This is a genomic window from Rhodoferax sp. LS1P39, assembly GCF_056521425.1.
In genome coordinates, this window is the sequence record NZ_JBWMAV010000004.1 from 101,907 (window position 1) to 120,729 (window position 18,823).

Consider the following 18,823-nt stretch of genomic DNA (forward strand, 5'->3'; position numbering starts at 1 on the left):
ACAAGTGCCTGTGCTTATTGGATAAGCGCAAGCAGCTATTAAGTTTATAGCGATTCAAGCCGATTTGGGTCTGGCTTACATCCCCTCACAAAAAAGCCCGGCAGGGCCGGGCTGGAGGGGTGGGGCAGTGTGACTTATTGCACGGAAACTTCCACCCTGCGCGCCTCGGCGGGCGGGCCATCGGCCTGGGTTTGGGCGGGCTTTTGCAGTTCGACCTTGTCCTCGGCTACGCCCAGGGCGGCTAGCGCATCGCGCACGGCCAGGGCGCGCTGCTTGGCCAGCTCTGCGTTTTTGGCCGGGTCGCCCGAGGCATCGTGGTAGCCGCTGACTACAGCCTTTTTGCCATCCGCCACGGCCTTGGCCACGTCGGCCAGCGCGGCGGCTGCGCCCTCGGCCACCTCGGCCTTGCCGGTGGCAAAGTAGAACTTCACCACACCATCCACCACCGCGATGGAGGCGCTGTCGCTCATGGCGGCCACCGGGGCCGATGCATTCATGGCCGGGGCCGCGGCTGCGGCGGCGGCCATCGGTGCGCTGCCGCCGTGGATCTGCATCACCAGCGGCACGATCAGCAGGGCTACGATGTTGATGATCTTGATCAGCGGGTTGACGGCCGGGCCTGCGGTGTCCTTGTACGGGTCGCCCACGGTGTCGCCGGTGACGGCGGCCTTGTGCGTCTCGCTGCCCTTGCCGCCGTGGTGGCCGTCTTCGATGTACTTCTTGGCGTTGTCCCAGGCCCCGCCGCCAGTGCACATGCTGATGGCCACAAACAGGCCGGTGACGATGGTGCCCATCAGCAGCCCGCCCAGCGCCGCCGGGCCTAGCAGCAGGCCCACCACAATCGGCACCACCACCGGCAGCAGGCTGGGCACCATCATTTCCTTGATGGCTGCCGTGGTCAGCATGTCGACCGCTTTGCCGTACTCGGGCTTGGCCGTGCCTTCCATGATGCCGGGGATGTCGCGGAACTGGCGGCGCACTTCCACCACCACGCTGCCCGCAGCGCGGCCCACGGCCTCCATCGCCATCGCGCCAAACAGGTAGGGAATCAGGCCGCCGATGAACAGGCCGATGATGACCATCGGGTTGCTCAAATCAAAGCTGATGGCGTGGCCGTAGGCTTCCAGCTTGTGGGTGTAGTCGGCAAACAGCACCAGCGCGGCCAGGCCTGCGGAGCCGATGGCGTAGCCCTTGGTGACGGCCTTGGTGGTGTTGCCTACGGCATCCAGCGGGTCGGTTACGTCGCGCACGCTTTTCGGCATTTCGGCCATTTCGGCAATGCCGCCCGCGTTGTCGGTGATGGGGCCATAGGCATCCAGCGCCACCACGATGCCCGCCATGCTGAGCATGGACGTGGCCGCAATCGCAATGCCGTACAAACCCGCCAGGTGGAACGACACCCAGATGGCGATGCAGACAAAAATCACCGGCCAGGCGGTGGAGCGCATGGACACGCCCAGCCCGGCAATGATGTTGGTGCCGTGCCCGGTGGTCGATGCCTGGGCGATATGCTGCACCGGGGCGTACTGCGTGCCGGTGTAGTACTCGGTGATCCACACCAGCGCGGCGGTGAGCACCAGGCCGACGGCGCAAGCGCCGTACAGCTTCATGGCCGCACCCGTGCCACCCAGCGCGTTGTCGGGCACCAGGGCCTGGGTGACGAAGTAGAACGCGATCAGCGACAGCACGCCCGCCACCGCCAGCCCCTTGTACAGCGCGGGCATCACGTTCTTCATGCCCGGCGAGGCCACCACAAAGAAGCAGCCAATGATGCTGGCCACGATGGACACGGCACCCAGCGCCAGCGGGTACACCACGGTGGCCGCGCCGCCACCGGAGGCCAGCAGCGCGCCCAGCACCATGGTGGCAATCAGCGTGACGGCATAGGTTTCAAACAGGTCGGCGGCCATACCGGCGCAATCGCCCACGTTGTCGCCCACGTTGTCGGCAATCACCGCCGGGTTGCGCGGGTCGTCTTCGGGGATGCCCGCCTCTACCTTGCCGACCAGGTCGGCACCCACGTCCGCGCCCTTGGTGAAGATGCCGCCGCCCAGCCGCGCAAAGATGGAGATCAGCGACGAGCCAAAGGCAAAGCCGATCAGCGGGTTCAGCCGCGCCGCCGTGGGTGCGCCATCGGGCACCAGAAACCAGTAAAAGCCGGTGACGCCCAGCAGGCCCAGCCCCACCACCAGCATGCCGGTGATGGCCCCGCCACGAAAAGCCACCGTGAGCGCCGGGCCAATGCCCTTGGTGGCCGCCTGGGCGGTGCGCACATTGGCCCGCACCGACACGTTCATGCCGATGAAGCCGCAAGCGCCTGACAGTACCGCGCCCACCACAAAGCCAATGGCCGAAAGAGAGTCGAGGAACAGCCCGATCAGCACCGCCAGCACCACACCGACGATGGTGATGGTGCGGTACTGCCGGGCCAGGTAAGCCGCTGCGCCGGTCTGGATGGCGGCGGCAATTTCTTGCATCCGCGCATTGCCTGCGTCTTGGGAAAGAATCCAGCTGCGGGCCCAAAAGCCGTAAGCCACCGCGATGAAGCCACAAATAAGCGCCAATATGAGCGCCGTGTTACCAGCCATAGGGTAGGTCTCCTGAGTCGTTGTCGCGAGGTGGGGACGCAACGCTAGCGAGGCCCCCGCTGCGTTGCTTCCTCGCAACCCCGGCAGAGCAGGGCGGTGATTGGCCAACCTGGGCAATATACGGTGCAAAGCTACACAAAGTCACACGGCTAGGGGTATGTCCTAGGCTGCTTTGGCGGGCTGTTTTTCTGTCAGGGCCGTGCCAGCGGGCTAGGGCAAAATAACCGACTGCGCAAAAACCCATTCATCCACTCCAAACTAAGAAGACAACCATGTCCCTGAACCAAGTCCCTCCTGGCAAGAACGCCCCCGACGCCTTCAACGTCGTGATCGAAATCCCGATGAACGCCGACCCGATCAAGTACGAAGTGGACAAAGAGTCCGGCGCGATTTTTGTGGACCGTTTCATGACCACGGCCATGCACTACCCCACCAACTACGGCTACGTGCCCCAGACCCTGAGCGGCGACGGCGACCCGGTGGACGTGCTGGTGATCACCCCGTACCCGCTGTTCCCCGGCGTGGTGGTGACCTGCCGCCCCATCGGCATCCTGATGATGGAAGACGAAGCTGGCGTGGACGGCAAGGTGCTGGCCGTGCCCACCGACAAGATTTTGCCCATCTACACCCACTGGCAAAAAATCGAAGACGTGAACCAGATGCGCCTCAAGGCCATCAGCCACTTCTTCGAGCACTACAAAGACCTGGAAAAGGGCAAGTGGGTCAAGGTGATCGGCTGGGAAGGCATTGATGCCGCCAAGAAGGAAATCACCGACGGCATGGCGAATTACAAAAAGTCCCTCGCCTAAGCCTTTTTAAGTGCCAAATCGGCACCTAGCGCCCATTCCATAGGCGCTAGGTGCTATTTTTTTGATAGTATTCAAATGAAAAGCAAACCCAGCAGCGGCGGCCTGGTCTATTCCACTGAAGCAGGCCGCATGTGCCCCGTCTGCCGCCAGCCCATCGCCCAGTGCACCTGCGGCCAAAAGCCTGCGCCCAAAACCGACGGCATCGTCCGCGTCTCGCGCGAAACCAAGGGCCGGGCAGGCAAGGGCGTGACCCTGGTGAAAGGCGTGCCGCTGGACGCTGTGGCGCTGACAGCCCTGGGCAAACAGCTCAAAGCCGCCTGCGGCAGTGGCGGCACGGTAAAAGACGGCGTGATCGAAGTGCAGGGCGACCACTGCGATACGGTGATCGGGCTGTTGCAGAAGCAGGGGTATACGGTCAAGCGCGCCGGAGGCTGATCTGCTCCATCACCCACGTCGCCCGCTGCGCTGTGTGCCCCGTGGACGGGTGGGTCAGCAGCCCGTCCATGTGCTTTTGCATGTTTTCGATGTGGAAGAACTGGATATTTTCGGGGTGGGCGATTTCCATACTTTGCGTGCCCTGGGCGTTGCGCAACTGCACCGGCTGCTCGCCGAAAACCGAGAAGCGGATCTCGCCCGCGTCGCCGTGGATGACCACCTCGTCCAGCGCCTGTGCTGCGCCAAAGTTCCAGTAGCCTGAGCCCGTCGCCCCGCTGGCAAACTGCCACACGCCGGTGACGGCATCGGCGGCGGCGTACAGGGCTTGCTGGTTGCTGGCAATGCCCTGGGCGCTGGTGATGTCGCCCAGCAAATGCAGCAGCAAATCCAGGCCGTGGCTGGCCAGGTCTTCGAAGTAGCCGCCTGCGGCGATGGCCGGGTCGGTGCGCCAATTGGGCGTTTGGGCCTTGTCGGTGGGGTTGGGTGCGCGGGCGAAGGACCAGTGCACGTGGCGCACTGCGCCAATCTCGCCCTCAATCAGCCACTGCTTCACCTGCGCAAAGCGTGGCAGGGAACGGCGGTAGTAGGACACGAACAAGGGCAGCCCGGCGGCCTCGAAGGCGGTGGTCATCTCCAGGCATTCGCGGTGGCTGGGGGCCATGGGCTTTTCCACGCAGCAGACCTTGCCCGCGGCGGCGACTTTGAGGGCGTAGAAATGGTGGCTGTCGGGCGGGGTGGCGATGTAGACGGCGTTGACCTCGGGGTCGTGGATCAATGCATCGGCATCGGCGTACCAGCGCGGCACGCCGTGGCGCTCGGCATACGACTGGGCCAGCGCGGCGTTGCGGCGCATCACCGCGACCAGGCGCGAACCGGCCACTTTGTTGAAGGCCGGGCCGCTTTTGCGCTCGGTGACGCTGCCGCAGCCGATGATGCCCCAGGCGAGCGGGGTGGGTGTGTGGTGCATGGGGCCAGTGTAAAGTGCCCGCCATGGACTCCGACCAACTGCAACGCCTCGTCACCGTGACCATGCCCTTCGGCAAACACCAGGGCACTGTGATTGCCGACCTACCCGGCAACTACCTCAACTGGTTCGCCCGCGAAGGCTTTCCCAAAACCGATATCGGGCGCCTGCTGGCGCTGATGCACGAGATCGACCACAACGGGCTGTCGGACCTGCTGAAGCCTTTGAGGCCTAAGCGCTAACTGCCTCTTCCCGGACTTCGGCAGCAATTTCGTACGAGCGCATCCGGGCAGTGTGGTCGAAGATCTGCGAGGTCAGCATCAGCTCGTCCGCGCCGGTTTTCTCGATAAAGGCCTGTAGCGTTCGGCGCACGGTGTCCGGCGAGCCCACGGCACAGCAGGACAGGGCGCTGTCGATCATGGCCCGGTCGCCGGGGTGCAGGCGCTCGGCAAAGCCGTCCACCGGCGGCTGCAGCAAGGAAGGGCGGCCACTGCGCAGGTTTACAAAGGCCTGTTGCAGCGAGCTGAACAAAAACCGCCCGGCCGCGTCGGTGTCGGCAGCAAACACGTTGAAGCCCAGCATCACATAAGGCTTGGCCAGCTGTTTGGACGGCTTGAAGCGGGCGCGGTAGATGGCGATCGCGTTCATCAGGTCGCCCGGCGCGAAGTGCGAGGCAAACGCATACGGCAGGCCCAGCTCGGCGGCGAGCTGCGCGCCAAAGGTGCTGGAGCCCAGAATCCACAGCGGCACTTCCAGGCCCGCGCCCGGTACGGCGCGCAGGGTCTGGCCAGGCTCCACCGGGGCAAAGTAGTGCTGCAGCTCGACCACGTCGTTCGGAAACTGCTGGGCATCGCTTTGCAGGTCGCGGCGCAGCGCGCGTGCCGTCGCCTGGTCGGAGCCCGGCGCGCGGCCCAGGCCCAGGTCGATGCGGCCCGGAAACAGCGACTCCAGCGTGCCGAACTGCTCGGCAATCACCAGCGGCGAGTGGTTGGGCAGCATCACGCCCCCGGCCCCCACGCGGATGGTGCGGGTGCCCGCCGCCACATGGCCCATCACCACCGCAGTGGCGGCGCTGGCAATGCCGCGCATGCCGTGGTGTTCGGCCAGCCAGTAGCGCTGGTAGCCCAGGGCTTCGGCGTGCTGCGCCAGTTGCAAGGTGTTGCGAAACGAGTCGGCGGCGGTGCCGCCTTCGACGATGGGGGCCAGGTCGAGTACAGAAAAAGGAATCATGGGAATTTATAAGAAATCAGGCTCTGGCGCTTATGGAATAAGCGTGACAAGCTATGAAAAAAGGAGTTTTTAACAGGGTTTGGTTCCCAGCGTAGCAGCCACCGCATTTGCGCTGGATGGGTGCTGGGGGTTCTGCGGTTGGGCTTGTGGGTATTGCAGCGGCGAGAATCCTTTTTTCCCAAAATGGCGCACAACGCATGCACACCCGATCTCTGACCCTGCTCACTCTGGCCTTGTTGGCCTTGCCTGCCATGGCCCAAACCGCCTGGCCCACCAAGCCAGTGCATATCATCGTGGGCTTTGCAGGCGGCTCCTCGCCTGACATTTCGGCCCGCGCGCTGGCCGATGCCCTGGGCAAGAGCCTGGGCCAGCCGGTCATCGTGGACAACAAACCGGGCGCTTCGGGCAACATCGCCGCCGACATGGTGGCCAAGGCCATCGACGACCATACGCTGGGGGTGGTCATCAACGGCAACCTGACCTCGGCCAAGATGCTGGCGCCGCAGTTGCCGTTCGATCCGGCCAAGGACTTCAGCTACCTGTCGCTGCTGACCACCGCGCCGCTGGTGCTGGTGGCACCGGCCAACCTGCCGGGCGGCAAGGCCTTCTTTGACGCGGCGCGCCAGAGCGCGGGCAACTGGAACTATGGCTCGCCCGGCAACGGCACGCTGGCGCATCTGGGCATGGAATGGCTGGTGTCCCAAGTGCCCGGCATGGCCCCGGTGCACATCCCATTCCAGGGCAATCCGCAGGCCGTGACCGGGCTGCTGGGCGGGCAGATCCAGATGGCGCTGGTGCCGCCGGGCCTGGCCATGCCGCACGTCACATCGGGCAAGCTGCGGGCCGTCGGCCTGGCCGGGAGCCGCAGCGCCCTGGTGCCCGACGTGCCCTCGCTGGCCGAGGCCGGGGTGCGCGGCGTGAACCTGGAGGTATGGACGGCGCTGGTGGGCCCGGCGCGTTTGTCCCCCTCCGCGCAGGCCCGGCTGGCCACCGAGATCGCCCGCATCTACCGCGACCCCGAAGTCCGGGCCAAGCTGTTCCACCAGGGCTGGCAGGCGGTGGGCAGCGCGCCGGAGGGCCTGAGAGGGCGGGTGCAGGAAGAAATGGGCTTGATGCGCGGGCTGATTGCGGCGCGGGGCATTCGGCTGGAGTAGGCCGTGTCAGGCTGTCGCGGTGGCAGGCCGGGGAATACTGGCGCGCTGCAAGCCTGCATCAAACCAAAAGTCGTACAGCCAGGCCAGGTGCTCGAAAGCCTTGGAAGGCCGCGGCTTGCCTGCTGCGTCCAGCGGGGTCACGCGGTTGGCATCGATATAGACCAGGGCCACCTCGAAGGTATTGCAGACCATGCCGCGCAGGGTCATGCGCATCAGCTTTTCGTCCAGGTCGCCAAAGCGGATGGCGGCGGCGATGAACTCCAGGTAGTTGAGCAGGTAGCCCAGCTCGTGGAGTCTGGATTCGGGCGCGTTCTGGGCGTATTCGCCGGCCGTCAGGCGGTACAGGCAGGCTTGGGGGCCAAAGTAGCGCTGGTTCACGGCCCGCGCGCTCTCCATGTAGGTGACGGACAAGCGGGATTGCAGCAGGGTGTTGATGGTGTGCTGCTTGATCGAGTTACGGATGGTGACCATGGCCGAGACGATCCAGCCCGTCACTGCGGCCACCGCACTCAAAATCAGCACCCACTGCGGATTTTGCAGCCCGACCGGTGGGATGTCGAACCAGAACAGCCGCCCAGTGGCCTCCCAACTGGCGAAAACGCCGAGCGCGGTAAACACCCAGGCCAACAAAAAGCCCAGTACGCGACTGGGCTTTTTGGGGAATGGTTGGGGCTTCATCCAATGAAGCCCATGGGGCAATTTAAGCCAGTCCAACGCCTTCTCGTGGCAAAGTCTGCATAGGTTTCTCCGGAAGTGGGCAAGGGGTGCCGAAACTGTGGTGCTACTGCCTGAGCCCGCTTTGCAAGCAAGCTCTGCTGCATATTTTGCCCCAAATCGGCAAAACACCACCACGGTGCAGGGATTAATCGTCCACCGACGCACTCCAGCGGTTTGGCGCAAATATCTCAATTCGTGCCAAAGTATCTATAATTTGGCGCGAATACGGATATTCGTGCCACTTTGAACGGACTAGACCATGGACAAAACACCAGTCGCGCGCACTTTGGATGGGATTGTGCAGATACTGGACCAGCATCCTGCCGGGCTGGGTGTGCGCGAATTGGGTGTCATTTGGGGCCAGCGGCAAGGCCATAGCATGCCGCGCCGCACCTTGCAGCGGCGGCTGGAGGCGTTGTTGGCGGCCCAGCGCATCGTGGCAAAGGGGGGGAGCCGGTCCACGGTCTATACATTGGTTGGGGCGTCTGTGGCGTTGCAGGCGCAAGCCCAGGCATCGGCGGTGTCGCACGCTGATCTTTCGGTGGAAGCGTATGTGCCCGTGTCGGTCGCGGGTCTGGAGGTGCGCGACGCTGTGCGCCGACCGCTCACCGAGCGTATGCCGGTGGGCTATGACCGCAGCCTGCTGGAGCGCTACCGGCCCAACGAAGACTTCTACCTGCTGCCCGCGCACCGCCAACGGCTGCACCAGTCGGGGCGCACCGCTACCAATGTCCGGCCTGCGGGCACCTATGCCCGCGATATTCTGGGGCGCTTGCTGGTGGATTTGTCGTGGGCATCGTCCCGCCTGGAGGGCAATACCTACACCCGGCTGGATACGCAAAATCTGATTGAACGCGGGCTGGTTGCTGGCGGCAAGGATGCGCAAGAAACCCAGATGGTGCTGAACCACAAGGCCGCCATCGAGATGCTGGTGGAGAGTGCCGACGAGGTGGGTTTCAACCGCTACACCGTGCTGAATCTGCACGCCATCCTGTCGGATAACTTGATGTCTGAACGCATGGCCAGTGGCCGTCTGCGGACCCGTGAAGTGGCCATCAGCGGAACAGTGTTTATGCCGCTGGCCGTGCCGCAGCAGATCCACGAATGCTTTGACCTGGTGCTGCACAAGGCGGCGCAGATTGCCGACCCCTTCGAGCAGGCCTTTTTTGGCATGGTGCACCTGCCGTATCTGCAGCCGTTTGAGGATGTGAACAAGCGGGTGTCGCGTCTGGCGGCCAATATTCCGCTGATTCGCGACAACCTGTGTCCGCTGTCGTTTGTGGATGTGCCTGAGCGGGCGTACGTGGAGGGCACCTTGGGCGTGTATGAGCAAGGGCGCGTGGAGCTGCTGCGCGATGTGTTTGTGTGGGCGTACGAGCGCTCTTGCCAGCGCTACCTGGCCATTCGGCAGTCGCTGGGCGAGCCCGATGCGTTCCGCCTTAAATACCGGGCGGCATTGGCGCAAGCGGTGCAAGCGGTGGTGCGATTGGGGCTGCAGGGCAGCACCGCCGAGGTGGTGCAACACGCCCAAGGGGTGGCCACGCACGACATGCAGGCATTTGTGGAAGCGATCCAGTCGGACCTGGACCATTTGTACGAGGGCAATATCGTGCGGTACCGGCTGCGGCTGTCAGAGTTTCAAAGCTGGCGGTTCAAACGCGCCGTCCGGTAGCGGGCGAATTCAATCGTCCACCGACGCACTCCAGCGGTCGCCCCAGCCCTGGCCGGCCTGGTCCAGATCCCGGCGCTGGCGCTTGGTGGGGCGGCCATGGTCCAGGCTGTGGGCGGGTTCGGGGGCCAGGCGGCGCTGCTCGGCGGCGGCCAGGCGGGCTTGCAGGCTGTCGGGCGTTTCGGCGTACAGGGCCTGGGCTACCGGGGCCGGGCCGCGGGCCTGGCTGATGCCCACCACCTCGATGGTGCGCACCACCGGGCCCTGGCGCAGGGTGAGCAGGTCGCCGGGCTTGACCTCGCGCGCGGGCTTCACGTCCTGCCCGGCTATCTGCACCCGGCCCTTGTTGACTTCTTCGGTGGCCAGGCTGCGGGTTTTGTAAAACCGCGCCGCCCACAGCCATTTATCGATACGTAATTTTTCCATTAGTCCGCATTCTGAACCAAAGGCAGGCGCACCGTGGCATCCAGTCCTAGGTGTTGGCCCTGCTGCACCCGGTTCACCAGCGCGATGCTGCCGCCCAGGGCCTGCACGATTTCAAAGCAGATGGCCAGGCCCATGCCGGAGCCGTGCTGCACGTCACCGGCAGAAAACGGCTGGTACAGACGCTGGGCCAGCTCGGCGCTGATGCCGGGGCCGCTGTCGGCGATGCGCAGGTGGGCCTGGGCACCGTCGGCCACCAGTTCCACGTCCAGCGCGCTGCCTGCGGGGGTTTGCTTGATGGCGTTGTGCAGCAGGTTGCGGGCCAGCTCGCGCAGCATCCAGTCGTGGGCGCGCACCAGGGTGGGGGTGGTGTGGATGGCGAAGTCGAGGTCTTTGTCGGCCAGCAGGGGCGACAGGTCGATGGCCACGGCGCGCAGCACCGCCGACCAGTCCAGCACCTCGGCGTTGGCCTGCTGGCGCAGTTGCTCCACCTTGGCCAGGGCCAGCATCTGGTTGGCCAGCACGGTGGCGCGGTCGACGGTGGTGTTGATTTCCAGCAGGGCCTGGCGCGGCTCCACATCGTTGCGCAGGGCCGACTGCACCTGGGTTTTCAGCACCGCCAGCGGGGTGCGCAGCTGGTGGGCGGTGTCGCGCACAAAGCGCTTTTGGTGGTCCAGCAGGTGCTGCAGGCGGCCCATCACGTGGTTGGTGGCATCCACCAGCGGCAGCAGCTCGCGTGGCGCGTCGTGTGCGGCAATGGGGGTGAGGTCGTTTTCCGGGCGTGCCTGCAGGGTCTGGCTCAGGCGGCGCACCGGTCGGGTGGCGCGTTGCACCACCAGTACCACCACCAGCGCGATAAAGGCCACCAGCGCGGCCTGCCGCCACAGGGTGTCGAGCAGGATTTGCCGGGCCAGCGTGTGGCGCAGCTCCAGGGTCTCGGCCACCTGGATCACGGCCATGCCGCGCCCGTCGTCGGTGGCCACCGGCTGCAGCAGCACGGCCACGCGCACCGGCTCGCCGTTGACGTGGTCGTCGTAGAAGTCCACCAGCGCGGCGTAGGCCGGTTTGGCGGGAATCGTGCCGCGCCAGAACGGCAGCACGGCGTAGCCCGAGACCATCTCGCCGCGCAGGTTGGAGACGCGGTAGTAGATGTTGCTTTTGTTGTCGGCCTCAAACGCCTCCAGGGCCGAATAGGGTACGGTGGCGTGCAGCACCGCGGCGGCGTCATAGCCGTCTACGTCGAGCAGCTCGCCGATCGATTTGGCCGAGGCCAGCAGGGTGCGGTCGTAGGCGGTGGTGACGGCGGCCAGCGCCTGCCGGTACAGGCTGACGGTATTCAGCGCCACCACGGCAATCACCGGCAGCAGGATGCCCAGCAGCAGGGTGCGGCGCAGCGAGCGCACCGGTTGGGGAGCCGTCGCCATCTCGCTCATGCGTCGGCCTTGAGCAAATAGCCCAGTCCGCGCAGCGTCATCAGCCGCACGCCGGTGCTGGCCAGCTTTTTGCGCAGCCGGTAGGCGATGACCTCGATGGCTTCGAACTGCACCTCTTGCGCGCCGGGAAACACCAGTTCGAACAGCCGCTCCTTGGTCACAGCGTGGCCGGGCTGGGCCAGCAGGGGGCGCAGCAGGGCCAGCTCGCGCGGGCTGAGTTCCATGGGCTGGTCGTGGTGGTAAACCGCACCGCTCTCTTTTTCATAGCGTATTGCGCCGATGTTGATTGCGCTGGGGGCCGATTTGTCTTCAAAGTCACCGGCTGTATCGGCGCTGCGCCGGGCCAGGGCGCGCAGCCGGGCCTCCAGTTCTTCCAGGTCAAACGGCTTGGGCAGGTAGTCGTCGGCCCCGGCGTTCAGACCCAACACCTTGTCGCCCACGGTGCCGCGCGCGGTGAGGATCAGCACGGGGGTGCGCATGCCCGCCTTGCGGGCGGCGGCCAGCACCTGCAGGCCGTCCATGCCGGGCAGGCTCAGGTCCAGCAGCACCACGTCGGGTGGCGACTCCAGCCACAGGGCCAGGGCTTCACGGCCATCGCCACAGGCCTGGATGCGCATATTGCGCCGGACCAGGGCCCGGACCAGCGTGGTTTGCATGGCGGTATCGTCTTCAACAAGGAGCAGCTTCATGCCCCCGACATTAGCATTTCCCCTAGTAAGTTCCGACGGCAAACTGACAGGTAAGGGATGCATGATCCACAGGTTCGTCCATTTACTGAGGAGACTACGATGCGTCGTGATGCTTTTTTGAAGTCCTTGGCGGTGCTGGCTGCTGCCGGTACCCTGCCTTTCGCGGCCCGCGCTGCGGCCAATGTCAAGATGATGATTCCGGCCAACCCCGGCGGCGGCTGGGACACCACGGGCCGTGCCCTTGGCAAGGCCCTGACGGACGCACAGGCGGCCGACTCGGTGAGCTTTGACAACAAGGGCGGTGCCGCTGGTGCGCTGGGCCTGGCCCAGTTTGTCAACGGCAGCAAGGGCGACCCGAACGCCATGATGGTGATGGGTGCGGTCATGCTGGGCGGCATCATCACCGGCAAGCCACCGGTGGGCCTGAACCAGGCCACCCCGTTGGCCCGTTTGACCACCGAGTACAACGTGTTCGTGCTGCCCGCCAGCTCGCCCTACAAGAGCATGAAGGAAGTGGTCGAGCAGCTCAAGAAAGACCCCGGCAGCATCAAGTGGGGCGGCGGTTCGCGCGGCTCCACCGAGCACATTGCCGCCGCCATGATTGCCCGCGATGTCGGCGTGGACCCGTCCAAGATCAACTACGTGGCCTTCCGGGGCGGCGGTGAAGCCACGGCGGCCATCCTGGGCGGCAACGTCACGGTGGGCGGCAGCGGCCTGAGCGAGTTTGCCGAGTACATCAAGACCGGCAAGATGCGCGCGTTGGCCATGACCTCGGCTGCCCGCTTGAAGGGCGTGGACATCCCCACGCTGAAAGAGCAGGGTATCAATGTCGAGATCGGCAACTGGCGCGGCGTGTACGGCGCGGGCGGCATCACCCCCGAGCAACGCAAGGTGCTGATCGACATGATCGTCAAGGCCACCAAGTCCAAGGCCTGGGCAGAAGCCATCGAAAAGAACAACTGGACCCCCGCCGTGATCACCGGTGCCGAGTTCGAGAAGTTTGTCGATGACGACTTCGCCAGCCTGCGCGCCACCATGGTCAAGTCGGGCATGGTTTAAGAGGGTTTTCGTCCATGAAGTTAACGATGCAAACCTCCCAGACCCTGATCGGGCTGGGCACGCTGGCGCTGGGGGCCGTCATGGCCTTCGGGGCGTGGGACATCAAGTCCGATGCCGGTTACGCGGGCGTGGGCCCCAACTTTTTGCCCTGGGTGGTGTCGATTGCGCTGATGGTCTTTGGCGCATGGTTGGCATGGGAGTCGCGCAGCGGCGGCTTCCGGTTCATGGACGAGGCCTCGGGCGCGGAGCGGGCCGACTGGGGCGCCTTCGTCTGGGTGTCGGTGGCCATTTTGGCCAATGCCGCGCTCATCACCACCATCGGGTTCATCTTGAGCTGCACCCTGCTGTTCATGCTGGCGGTGCGCGGCTTCAAGTCGGCTGAGGGCCGCACGGACAAGTCGCTCGGTGTCTGGGCCAAGGATGCCGCCATCGGCTTCGCCATCTCGGCCCCGGTGTACTGGATGTTTACCAAGCTGCTGGCCATCAATTTGCCCGGCCTCACCACGACGGGATGGTTGTAATGGATCTTTGGAACAATTTAATGCAGGGCTTCATCACGGCGGGTACGCCGGTGAACCTGCTGTGGGCCCTGGTGGGCTGTACCCTGGGCACGGCCATCGGCGTGCTGCCCGGCATTGGCCCGGCTACCGCGGTGGCCATGCTGCTGCCGATCACCGTGAAGGTCGAGGCCACGGCCTCGATGATCTTCTTTGCGGGCATCTACTACGGTGCCATGTACGGTGGCTCGACCACCTCCATACTGCTCAACACGCCGGGGGAATCCGGCTCCATGGTCACCGCCATGGAAGGCAACAAGATGGCCAAGAATGGCCGTGCCGGTGCCGCGCTGGCCACGGCCGCCATCGGCTCGTTCGTGGCGGGCACCATTGCCACCGTGCTGGTCACGCTGTTTGCGCCCCTGGTGGCCAATTACGCGGTGCGCCTGGGCCCGCCGGAATACTTCATGCTGATGCTGCTGGCCTTTACCACCGTGAGCGCGGTGCTGGGCAAGAGCACGGTGCGCGGTTTGACCTCGCTGTTCATCGGCCTGGCCATGGGCCTGGTGGGGCTGGACCAGCTCACCGGCGCGGCCCGCTACACCGGCGGTGTCACCGAGCTGCTGGACGGCCTGGAAGTGGTGCTGATCGCCGTGGGCCTGTTTGCGGTGAGCGAAGCCCTGTACAACGTGATGTACGAGGGCCGAACGGTCGAGACGCAAAACCGCATGAGCAAGGTGCACATGACGAAGAGCGAGTGGCGGCGCTCCTGGCCCGCCTGGCTGCGCGCCACCTTCATCGGCTTTCCGTTTGGCACCATCCCCGCAGGCGGTAGCGAGATTCCGACGTTTCTGAGCTACGCCACCGAGAAAAAGCTCTCCAAGCACAAGGAAGAGTTCGGCACCACCGGCGCCATCGAAGGTGTGGCCGGCCCCGAGGCGGCCAACAACGCGGCCATCACTGCCACGCTGATCCCGTTGCTGACGCTGGGCATCCCCACCTCCAACACGGCGGCCATTTTGCTCGGCGCGTTCCAGAACTACGGCATCCAACCCGGCCCGCAGCTGTTTGACACCAACGCCAACCTGGTCTGGGCGCTGATTGCTTCGCTCTACATTGGCAACGTGATGCTGTTGGTGCTGAACCTGCCGCTGGTAGGCCTGTGGGTCAAGCTGCTGAAGATCCCCAAGCCGCACCTGTACGCCGGTATCCTGATCTTCGCCACGGTGGGTGTGTACGGCATGCGCCAAAGCGCGTTCGACCTGGTGCTGCTGTACGGCATTGGCCTGCTGGGTGTGGTGATGCGCCGCTACGACTTCCCCACCGCCCCGGTGGTGGTTGGCATGATCCTGGGCCCGCTGGCCGAGGCGCAGATGCGCAACGCGCTGTCCATCGGCGAGGGCAAGTGGACCATCTTCCTGGAGCGCCCCATGTCGCTGACCCTGCTGATCGTGGTGCTGTCGGTGCTGGTGCTGCCCCGGGTACTGAAGGTGATGGCGGCCAAGAAGGCGATCGTTGTAAACTGATTGCTATAAAAATAGTAGCTTCCAGCGCTTATGCAATAAGCGCTGGAAGCATAAAAAGCCCATAAAAAAAGCCGCGTAAAGCGGCTTTTTTTATGGGGCAAGAATGCCGATTACTTCAGGTGCTTGCCGATCAGGCCAGCCATTTCGAACATGGTGACTTCGTCTTTGCCGAACACAGCCTTGAGCTTGGCATCGGACTTGATGTTGCGCTTGTTGGCGGGGTTTTGCAGGTTGTTCTTCTTGATGTAGACCCACAGCTGCTTGACCACTTCGGTACGGGGCAGGGCGGCAGCGCCGACCACGGCAGCCAGTTCCTTGCTGGGGGTCAGTGCCTTCATGAAAGCGGCATTGACGGCGCGCGCGGGAGCGGCAGCAACCTTCTTGGCGGGAGCCGCTTTAGCAGCGGGTTTGGCGGCTGGGGCCGCTTTGGCTGCAGGAGCAGCTTTCTTCGCAGGAGCAGCAGATTTTGCTGGGGCTTTTTTTGCAGTTGCCATGATGGTCAGTCCTTGTTGGAGTTAGGTTCACACCAGCGAAAAACATCGTCTCCACCGGCAGACCACGATGCTAATGGAGAAAAAACCGGATTCCCATAGGCAATGCAACTTTTTCGCATCTGGGGGCCGTCTTTTCATTGGTAAAGCGCCCTGGGAACGCGTGTTTTCAGGCCTTGCGCGATTTTTGCCCCGCCACCAGGATGCAAACCACCCCCAGCAGGATCACCGCGCAGGCCCGCCATTCGCGCGCCGTCACCACTTCCCCGGCCAGCACCACGCCCAGAAACAGCGCAATCAGCGGGTTCACAAACGCGTAGCTGGTGGCCAGCGCGGGCGTGGCGTGGGCCAGCAGATACAGGTAGGCGCTGAAGGCCACCAGCGACCCCGCCACCACCAGGTACACCCAGGCCGCCGTGGCCGCTGCCGTGGGCGGCCAGTGGGGCTGCTCGCCCAAAGCCAGCGATACCAGCAGCAGCGCCGCGCCACCGCACAGCATCTCGCTGGCATAGCCCACCGGCCCCTTGGCCAGCGGCAGCCGGGTGGTGGACAGCACCGAGCCCAGCGACCAGGCCAGGGTGGCCCCGGTGATGCACAGCAGGCCCACCGGCGCGGCGGCAAAGCTGGCCCCTTGCACCAACAGGCCCACGCCCACCAGCCCCAGGGCCATGCCCAGCAGCTCCAGCTTGGTGGGGCGCTTGCCAAACAGCAGGCCCCAGCCGCAGGTCAGCATGGGCACCACGGCGATGAAGGTGGCGATCAGCCCCGAGCCGATGTGCACCGAGGCCTGCGCCGTCAGCCCCATGCCGCCGCCCAGCATCAGCACGCCGATCACCAGCGCGTTGCGCCATTCCACCCCGCTGGGCAGGGCCTGGCCGCGCGCCAGCAGCCAGGCCATCAGCAGCCCGCCCGCGGCCAGAAAGCGCGTGCCCATCTGGAAAAACGGCGGAAAGCTGGGCAGCGCCAGGTGGATGGCCAGGTAGGTGGAGCCCCACACCAGGTAGCAAGCCAGCAGGGCGGGCAGCAGCAGGGCGTTGGGGCGGACGGGGAGGGATGTGGCGCTAGACATGGCCATGATCTTAGGTAGACATTCGCGTTCCCACCATGCAAGATTGCTGTAAAAATATCTGCTTGGCCTTTACTTTTAAATCGATTCAGCATGTTGACCGAAGTTACCGAATTTGATGCCTGCGACGACCGCATCCTGGGCGAGCTGCAGCGCGATGCGCGCATCACCATGGCCGAGCTGGGGCGGCGGGTGCACCTGAGCCAACCGGCGGTGACCGAGCGGGTGCGCAAGCTGGAGACCAGCGGTGTCATCAAGGGCTACCGCGCCGAGGTGGACCTGACCCGCCTGGGCTACGGCATCCGCGCCCTGATCCGCGTGGCGCGGGCCGACTATGCCCGGGTGGTCAAGCTGATCGAGCAAACCCCCGAGGTGCTCAATGCCTACAACGTCACCGGCGAAGACAGCTGGGTGCTGGAAATCGCCGTGATCGACGTGCGCCACCTGGACGTGGTGGTCAGCAAATTTTGTATCCTCAGCCCTACCTCGACTTCCATCGTGCTGAACGCCCCGCGTGAAAACGCGCTGGTGCTGCCAGCCCGGCGGGAACCCATTTCCTCTACTACCAAGGCGAAACCCCCATGACCGCTAATTTCTCCACCTGCGACCTGTGCGATGCGCATAAGAACGACCTCACCGGCGCCTTTCGCGTGCTGGCCCCGTCGTTCCGCGACTTTGGCGGCATCCAGAAATTCAGCGGTCCGGTGTTCAACGTGCAGTGCTTTGAAGACAACTCCCTGGTCAAAGCCGCGCTGGACACGCCCGGCAAGGGCCGGGTGCTGGTGGTCGGCGGCGGCGGCTCGCTGCGCCGGGCCTTGCTGGGCGGCAACCTGGGCGCGGCGGCGGTGGCCAATGGCTGGGCCGGGGTGGTGGTGGACGGCTGCGTGCGCGACGTGGCCGAGCTGGCTGCGCTGCAGGTCGGCATCCGCGCCCTGGCCGCCATGCCCATGCCCACCGAAAAGCGCAACCAGGGCCAGAGCAATGTGGCGGTGCACATCCAGGGCACCTGGGTCATGCCAGGCGAATGGCTGTATGCCGACGAAGACGGCATGGTGGTGGGTGCCCACGCGCTGGTGTAGATGATTGCTATATAAAAAGTAGCTTCTCGCGCTGATGGAATAAGCGCTGGAGGCATATTTCCTATAAATTATTTCAGGAGGTCTTGAGGCCCTGCAGCGCCTCGCGCATCCAGTCGATGAACACCCGCGTGCGGGTGGGCAGCAGCCGGGCGTGGGGCAACACCAGGCTCAAGGGACGGGGCGGCGACTCATAGGCTTCCAGCAAAATCTGCAGCCGCTGGTCGGCCAGGTACGGTGCCACCTGGTACGACAAAAACATGCCCACGCCCATGCCGGCCACGCAGGCCTCTACCGCGGGCGCGATCTGGTTGAAGTCCAGGTTGCCGCTGACGTTGATGCTGAACGGGCGGCCTTTGTTCTTTTTATCAATGAACGGCCCCCAGCTGGGGTTGTTGCCGGTGCGGCGCACGCAGTTGGCCCGCAGCAGGTCTTTGGGGTGTAGCGGCAGCCCGGCGCGCGCCAGGTAGTCGGGGCTGGCCACCACCACGCGGCGGATGTGGCCCAGGGTGTGCGCCACCAGCGATGAATCTTCCAGCGGCCCGATGCGGATGCCCACGTCAATGCCTTCTTCCAGCAGGTTCACCACCCGGTCGTACAGCAGCACGCTGCAGCGCATCTGCGGGTAGCGCTGCACAAAGCGCGTCACGGCGGGGGCCACGTGCATCTGGCCGAACTGCACCGGCGCGGTGATGGTGAGCTGGCCTGCGGGTTCGCGGGCATCGGCCCTCAAAGCGGCCTCGGCCTCCTGCAAGCTGGCCAGCACCTGGCGGCAACTGTCCAGGTGGCGGCGGCCCTCCTCGGTGAGCGCGATGCGCCGGGTGGTGCGCTGGAACAGGCGCACGCCCAGATCCGCCTCCAGCGCCGCCAGCGATCGCACCACGGCGGGCAGGGACGCATCCAGCGCCAGCGCGGCGGCGGTCAGGCTGCCCTGGTCGGCAATCTGCACAAAGGTCTGCATGGCTTTGAGTTTGTCCATACAGACCATACTAGTTCG

General features: G+C 64.8%; 20 protein-coding genes. 10 read left to right on the top strand and 10 right to left on the bottom strand.

Going from position 1 to position 18,823, the window contains the following annotated elements; translation table 11 throughout:
* Positions 1-134: 134 nt before the first annotated feature.
* Complete coding sequence (locus tag AC097O_RS09135; protein ID WP_479592489.1) at positions 135-2,588, bottom strand: sodium-translocating pyrophosphatase; 2,454 nt, start codon at positions 2,586-2,588, stop codon at positions 135-137.
* 272 nt (positions 2,589-2,860) lie between these two features.
* On the opposite strand from AC097O_RS09135, the gene ppa reads away from it, so the two are divergent.
* Both ppa and AC097O_RS09145 read left to right on the top strand, forming a co-directional pair.
* Positions 2,861-3,397 (top strand): inorganic diphosphatase, encoded by a 537-nt coding sequence (gene ppa, locus AC097O_RS09140; protein ID WP_315183635.1) that lies wholly within the window; start codon positions 2,861-2,863, stop codon positions 3,395-3,397.
* A 75-nt stretch (positions 3,398-3,472) separates the two neighbouring features.
* Positions 3,473-3,832, top strand: a complete 360-nt coding sequence (locus AC097O_RS09145; protein ID WP_479592490.1) for a translation initiation factor Sui1 — start codon at positions 3,473-3,475, stop codon at positions 3,830-3,832.
* Here AC097O_RS09145 and AC097O_RS09150 read toward each other — a convergent pair.
* Entirely contained in the window at positions 3,813-4,799 is a 987-nt protein-coding gene (locus AC097O_RS09150; RefSeq protein ID WP_479592491.1) for a Gfo/Idh/MocA family protein, read from the bottom strand. The two genes, AC097O_RS09145 and AC097O_RS09150, sit on opposite strands and share 20 nt — an antisense overlap.
* 23 nt (positions 4,800-4,822) lie before the next feature.
* On the opposite strand from AC097O_RS09150, the gene AC097O_RS09155 reads away from it, so the two are divergent.
* Positions 4,823-5,038, top strand: a complete 216-nt coding sequence (locus AC097O_RS09155; RefSeq protein ID WP_315240250.1) for a DUF3820 family protein — start codon at positions 4,823-4,825, stop codon at positions 5,036-5,038.
* On the opposite strand, the gene AC097O_RS09160 is transcribed toward AC097O_RS09155, so the two are convergent.
* The gene (locus tag AC097O_RS09160; RefSeq protein WP_479592492.1) at positions 5,028-6,026 is read right to left on the bottom strand and encodes an LLM class flavin-dependent oxidoreductase; all 999 of its coding nucleotides are present in this window, start codon (positions 6,024-6,026) and stop codon (positions 5,028-5,030) included. The two genes, AC097O_RS09155 and AC097O_RS09160, sit on opposite strands and share 11 nt — an antisense overlap.
* A gap of 197 nt (positions 6,027-6,223) precedes the next feature.
* Here AC097O_RS09160 and AC097O_RS09165 point away from each other — a divergent pair, with 197 nt between their 5' ends.
* Entirely contained in the window at positions 6,224-7,180 is a 957-nt protein-coding gene (locus AC097O_RS09165; RefSeq protein WP_479592493.1) for a Bug family tripartite tricarboxylate transporter substrate binding protein, read from the top strand.
* Positions 7,181-7,186: 6 nt separating this feature from the next.
* Here the strand turns inward: AC097O_RS09165 and AC097O_RS09170 are convergent, their stop codons facing one another.
* Positions 7,187-7,858: a DUF4760 domain-containing protein gene (locus AC097O_RS09170; RefSeq protein ID WP_479592494.1), complete on the bottom strand. Its 672-nt coding sequence runs from the start codon at positions 7,856-7,858 to the stop codon at positions 7,187-7,189.
* 298 nt (positions 7,859-8,156) lie between these two features.
* Here AC097O_RS09170 and AC097O_RS09175 point away from each other — a divergent pair, with 298 nt between their 5' ends.
* A complete protein-coding gene (locus AC097O_RS09175; protein ID WP_479592495.1) occupies positions 8,157-9,569 on the top strand; it encodes a Fic family protein in 1,413 nt (470 codons plus the stop codon).
* 9 nt (positions 9,570-9,578) lie between these two features.
* On the opposite strand, the gene AC097O_RS09180 is transcribed toward AC097O_RS09175, so the two are convergent.
* Genes AC097O_RS09180 through AC097O_RS09190 form a run of 3 tightly spaced genes read right to left on the bottom strand, consistent with a single transcriptional unit; the run spans position 9,579 to position 12,111 of the window.
* A complete protein-coding gene (locus AC097O_RS09180; RefSeq protein WP_479592496.1) occupies positions 9,579-9,992 on the bottom strand; it encodes an RNA-binding S4 domain-containing protein in 414 nt (137 codons plus the stop codon).
* Entirely contained in the window at positions 9,992-11,422 is a 1,431-nt protein-coding gene (locus tag AC097O_RS09185) for a sensor histidine kinase (RefSeq protein ID WP_479592497.1), read from the bottom strand. Before AC097O_RS09185 ends, AC097O_RS09180 begins: the two co-directional genes overlap by 1 nt.
* A complete protein-coding gene (locus AC097O_RS09190) occupies positions 11,419-12,111 on the bottom strand; it encodes a response regulator (RefSeq protein ID WP_479592498.1) in 693 nt (230 codons plus the stop codon). Before AC097O_RS09190 ends, AC097O_RS09185 begins: the two co-directional genes overlap by 4 nt.
* Before the next feature lie 99 nt (positions 12,112-12,210).
* Between AC097O_RS09190 and AC097O_RS09195 the strand changes: the two genes are divergently transcribed.
* The 3 genes from AC097O_RS09195 to AC097O_RS09205 are packed head-to-tail and all read left to right on the top strand — an operon-like array spanning position 12,211 to position 15,193.
* Positions 12,211-13,170 carry a Bug family tripartite tricarboxylate transporter substrate binding protein gene (locus AC097O_RS09195; RefSeq protein WP_479592499.1) on the top strand — a complete coding sequence of 320 codons (960 nt, stop codon included), beginning with the start codon at positions 12,211-12,213 and terminating at the stop codon, positions 13,168-13,170.
* Between the two features lie 26 nt (positions 13,171-13,196).
* Entirely contained in the window at positions 13,197-13,691 is a 495-nt protein-coding gene (locus tag AC097O_RS09200) for a tripartite tricarboxylate transporter TctB family protein (protein WP_479592500.1), read from the top strand.
* Positions 13,691-15,193: a tripartite tricarboxylate transporter permease gene (locus AC097O_RS09205; protein WP_479592501.1), complete on the top strand. Its 1,503-nt coding sequence runs from the start codon at positions 13,691-13,693 to the stop codon at positions 15,191-15,193. The genes AC097O_RS09200 and AC097O_RS09205 overlap by 1 nt, the downstream gene beginning before the upstream one ends.
* A gap of 110 nt (positions 15,194-15,303) precedes the next feature.
* Here the strand turns inward: AC097O_RS09205 and AC097O_RS09210 are convergent, their stop codons facing one another.
* Complete coding sequence (locus AC097O_RS09210; protein WP_479592502.1) at positions 15,304-15,687, bottom strand: SWIB/MDM2 domain-containing protein; 384 nt, start codon at positions 15,685-15,687, stop codon at positions 15,304-15,306.
* A 166-nt stretch (positions 15,688-15,853) separates the two neighbouring features.
* Entirely contained in the window at positions 15,854-16,753 is a 900-nt protein-coding gene (gene yedA / locus AC097O_RS09215) for a drug/metabolite exporter YedA (protein ID WP_479592503.1), read from the bottom strand.
* A gap of 90 nt (positions 16,754-16,843) precedes the next feature.
* Between yedA and AC097O_RS09220 the strand changes: the two genes are divergently transcribed.
* Both AC097O_RS09220 and rraA read left to right on the top strand, forming a co-directional pair.
* Positions 16,844-17,335 carry an Lrp/AsnC family transcriptional regulator gene (locus AC097O_RS09220; protein ID WP_479592504.1) on the top strand — a complete coding sequence of 164 codons (492 nt, stop codon included), beginning with the start codon at positions 16,844-16,846 and terminating at the stop codon, positions 17,333-17,335.
* Positions 17,332-17,829 carry a ribonuclease E activity regulator RraA gene (gene rraA, locus AC097O_RS09225; protein ID WP_479592505.1) on the top strand — a complete coding sequence of 166 codons (498 nt, stop codon included), beginning with the start codon at positions 17,332-17,334 and terminating at the stop codon, positions 17,827-17,829. Before AC097O_RS09220 ends, rraA begins: the two co-directional genes overlap by 4 nt.
* 73 nt (positions 17,830-17,902) lie before the next feature.
* On the opposite strand, the gene AC097O_RS09230 is transcribed toward rraA, so the two are convergent.
* Entirely contained in the window at positions 17,903-18,805 is a 903-nt protein-coding gene (locus tag AC097O_RS09230) for a LysR family transcriptional regulator (protein WP_479592506.1), read from the bottom strand.
* Positions 18,806-18,823 lie beyond the last annotated feature (18 nt).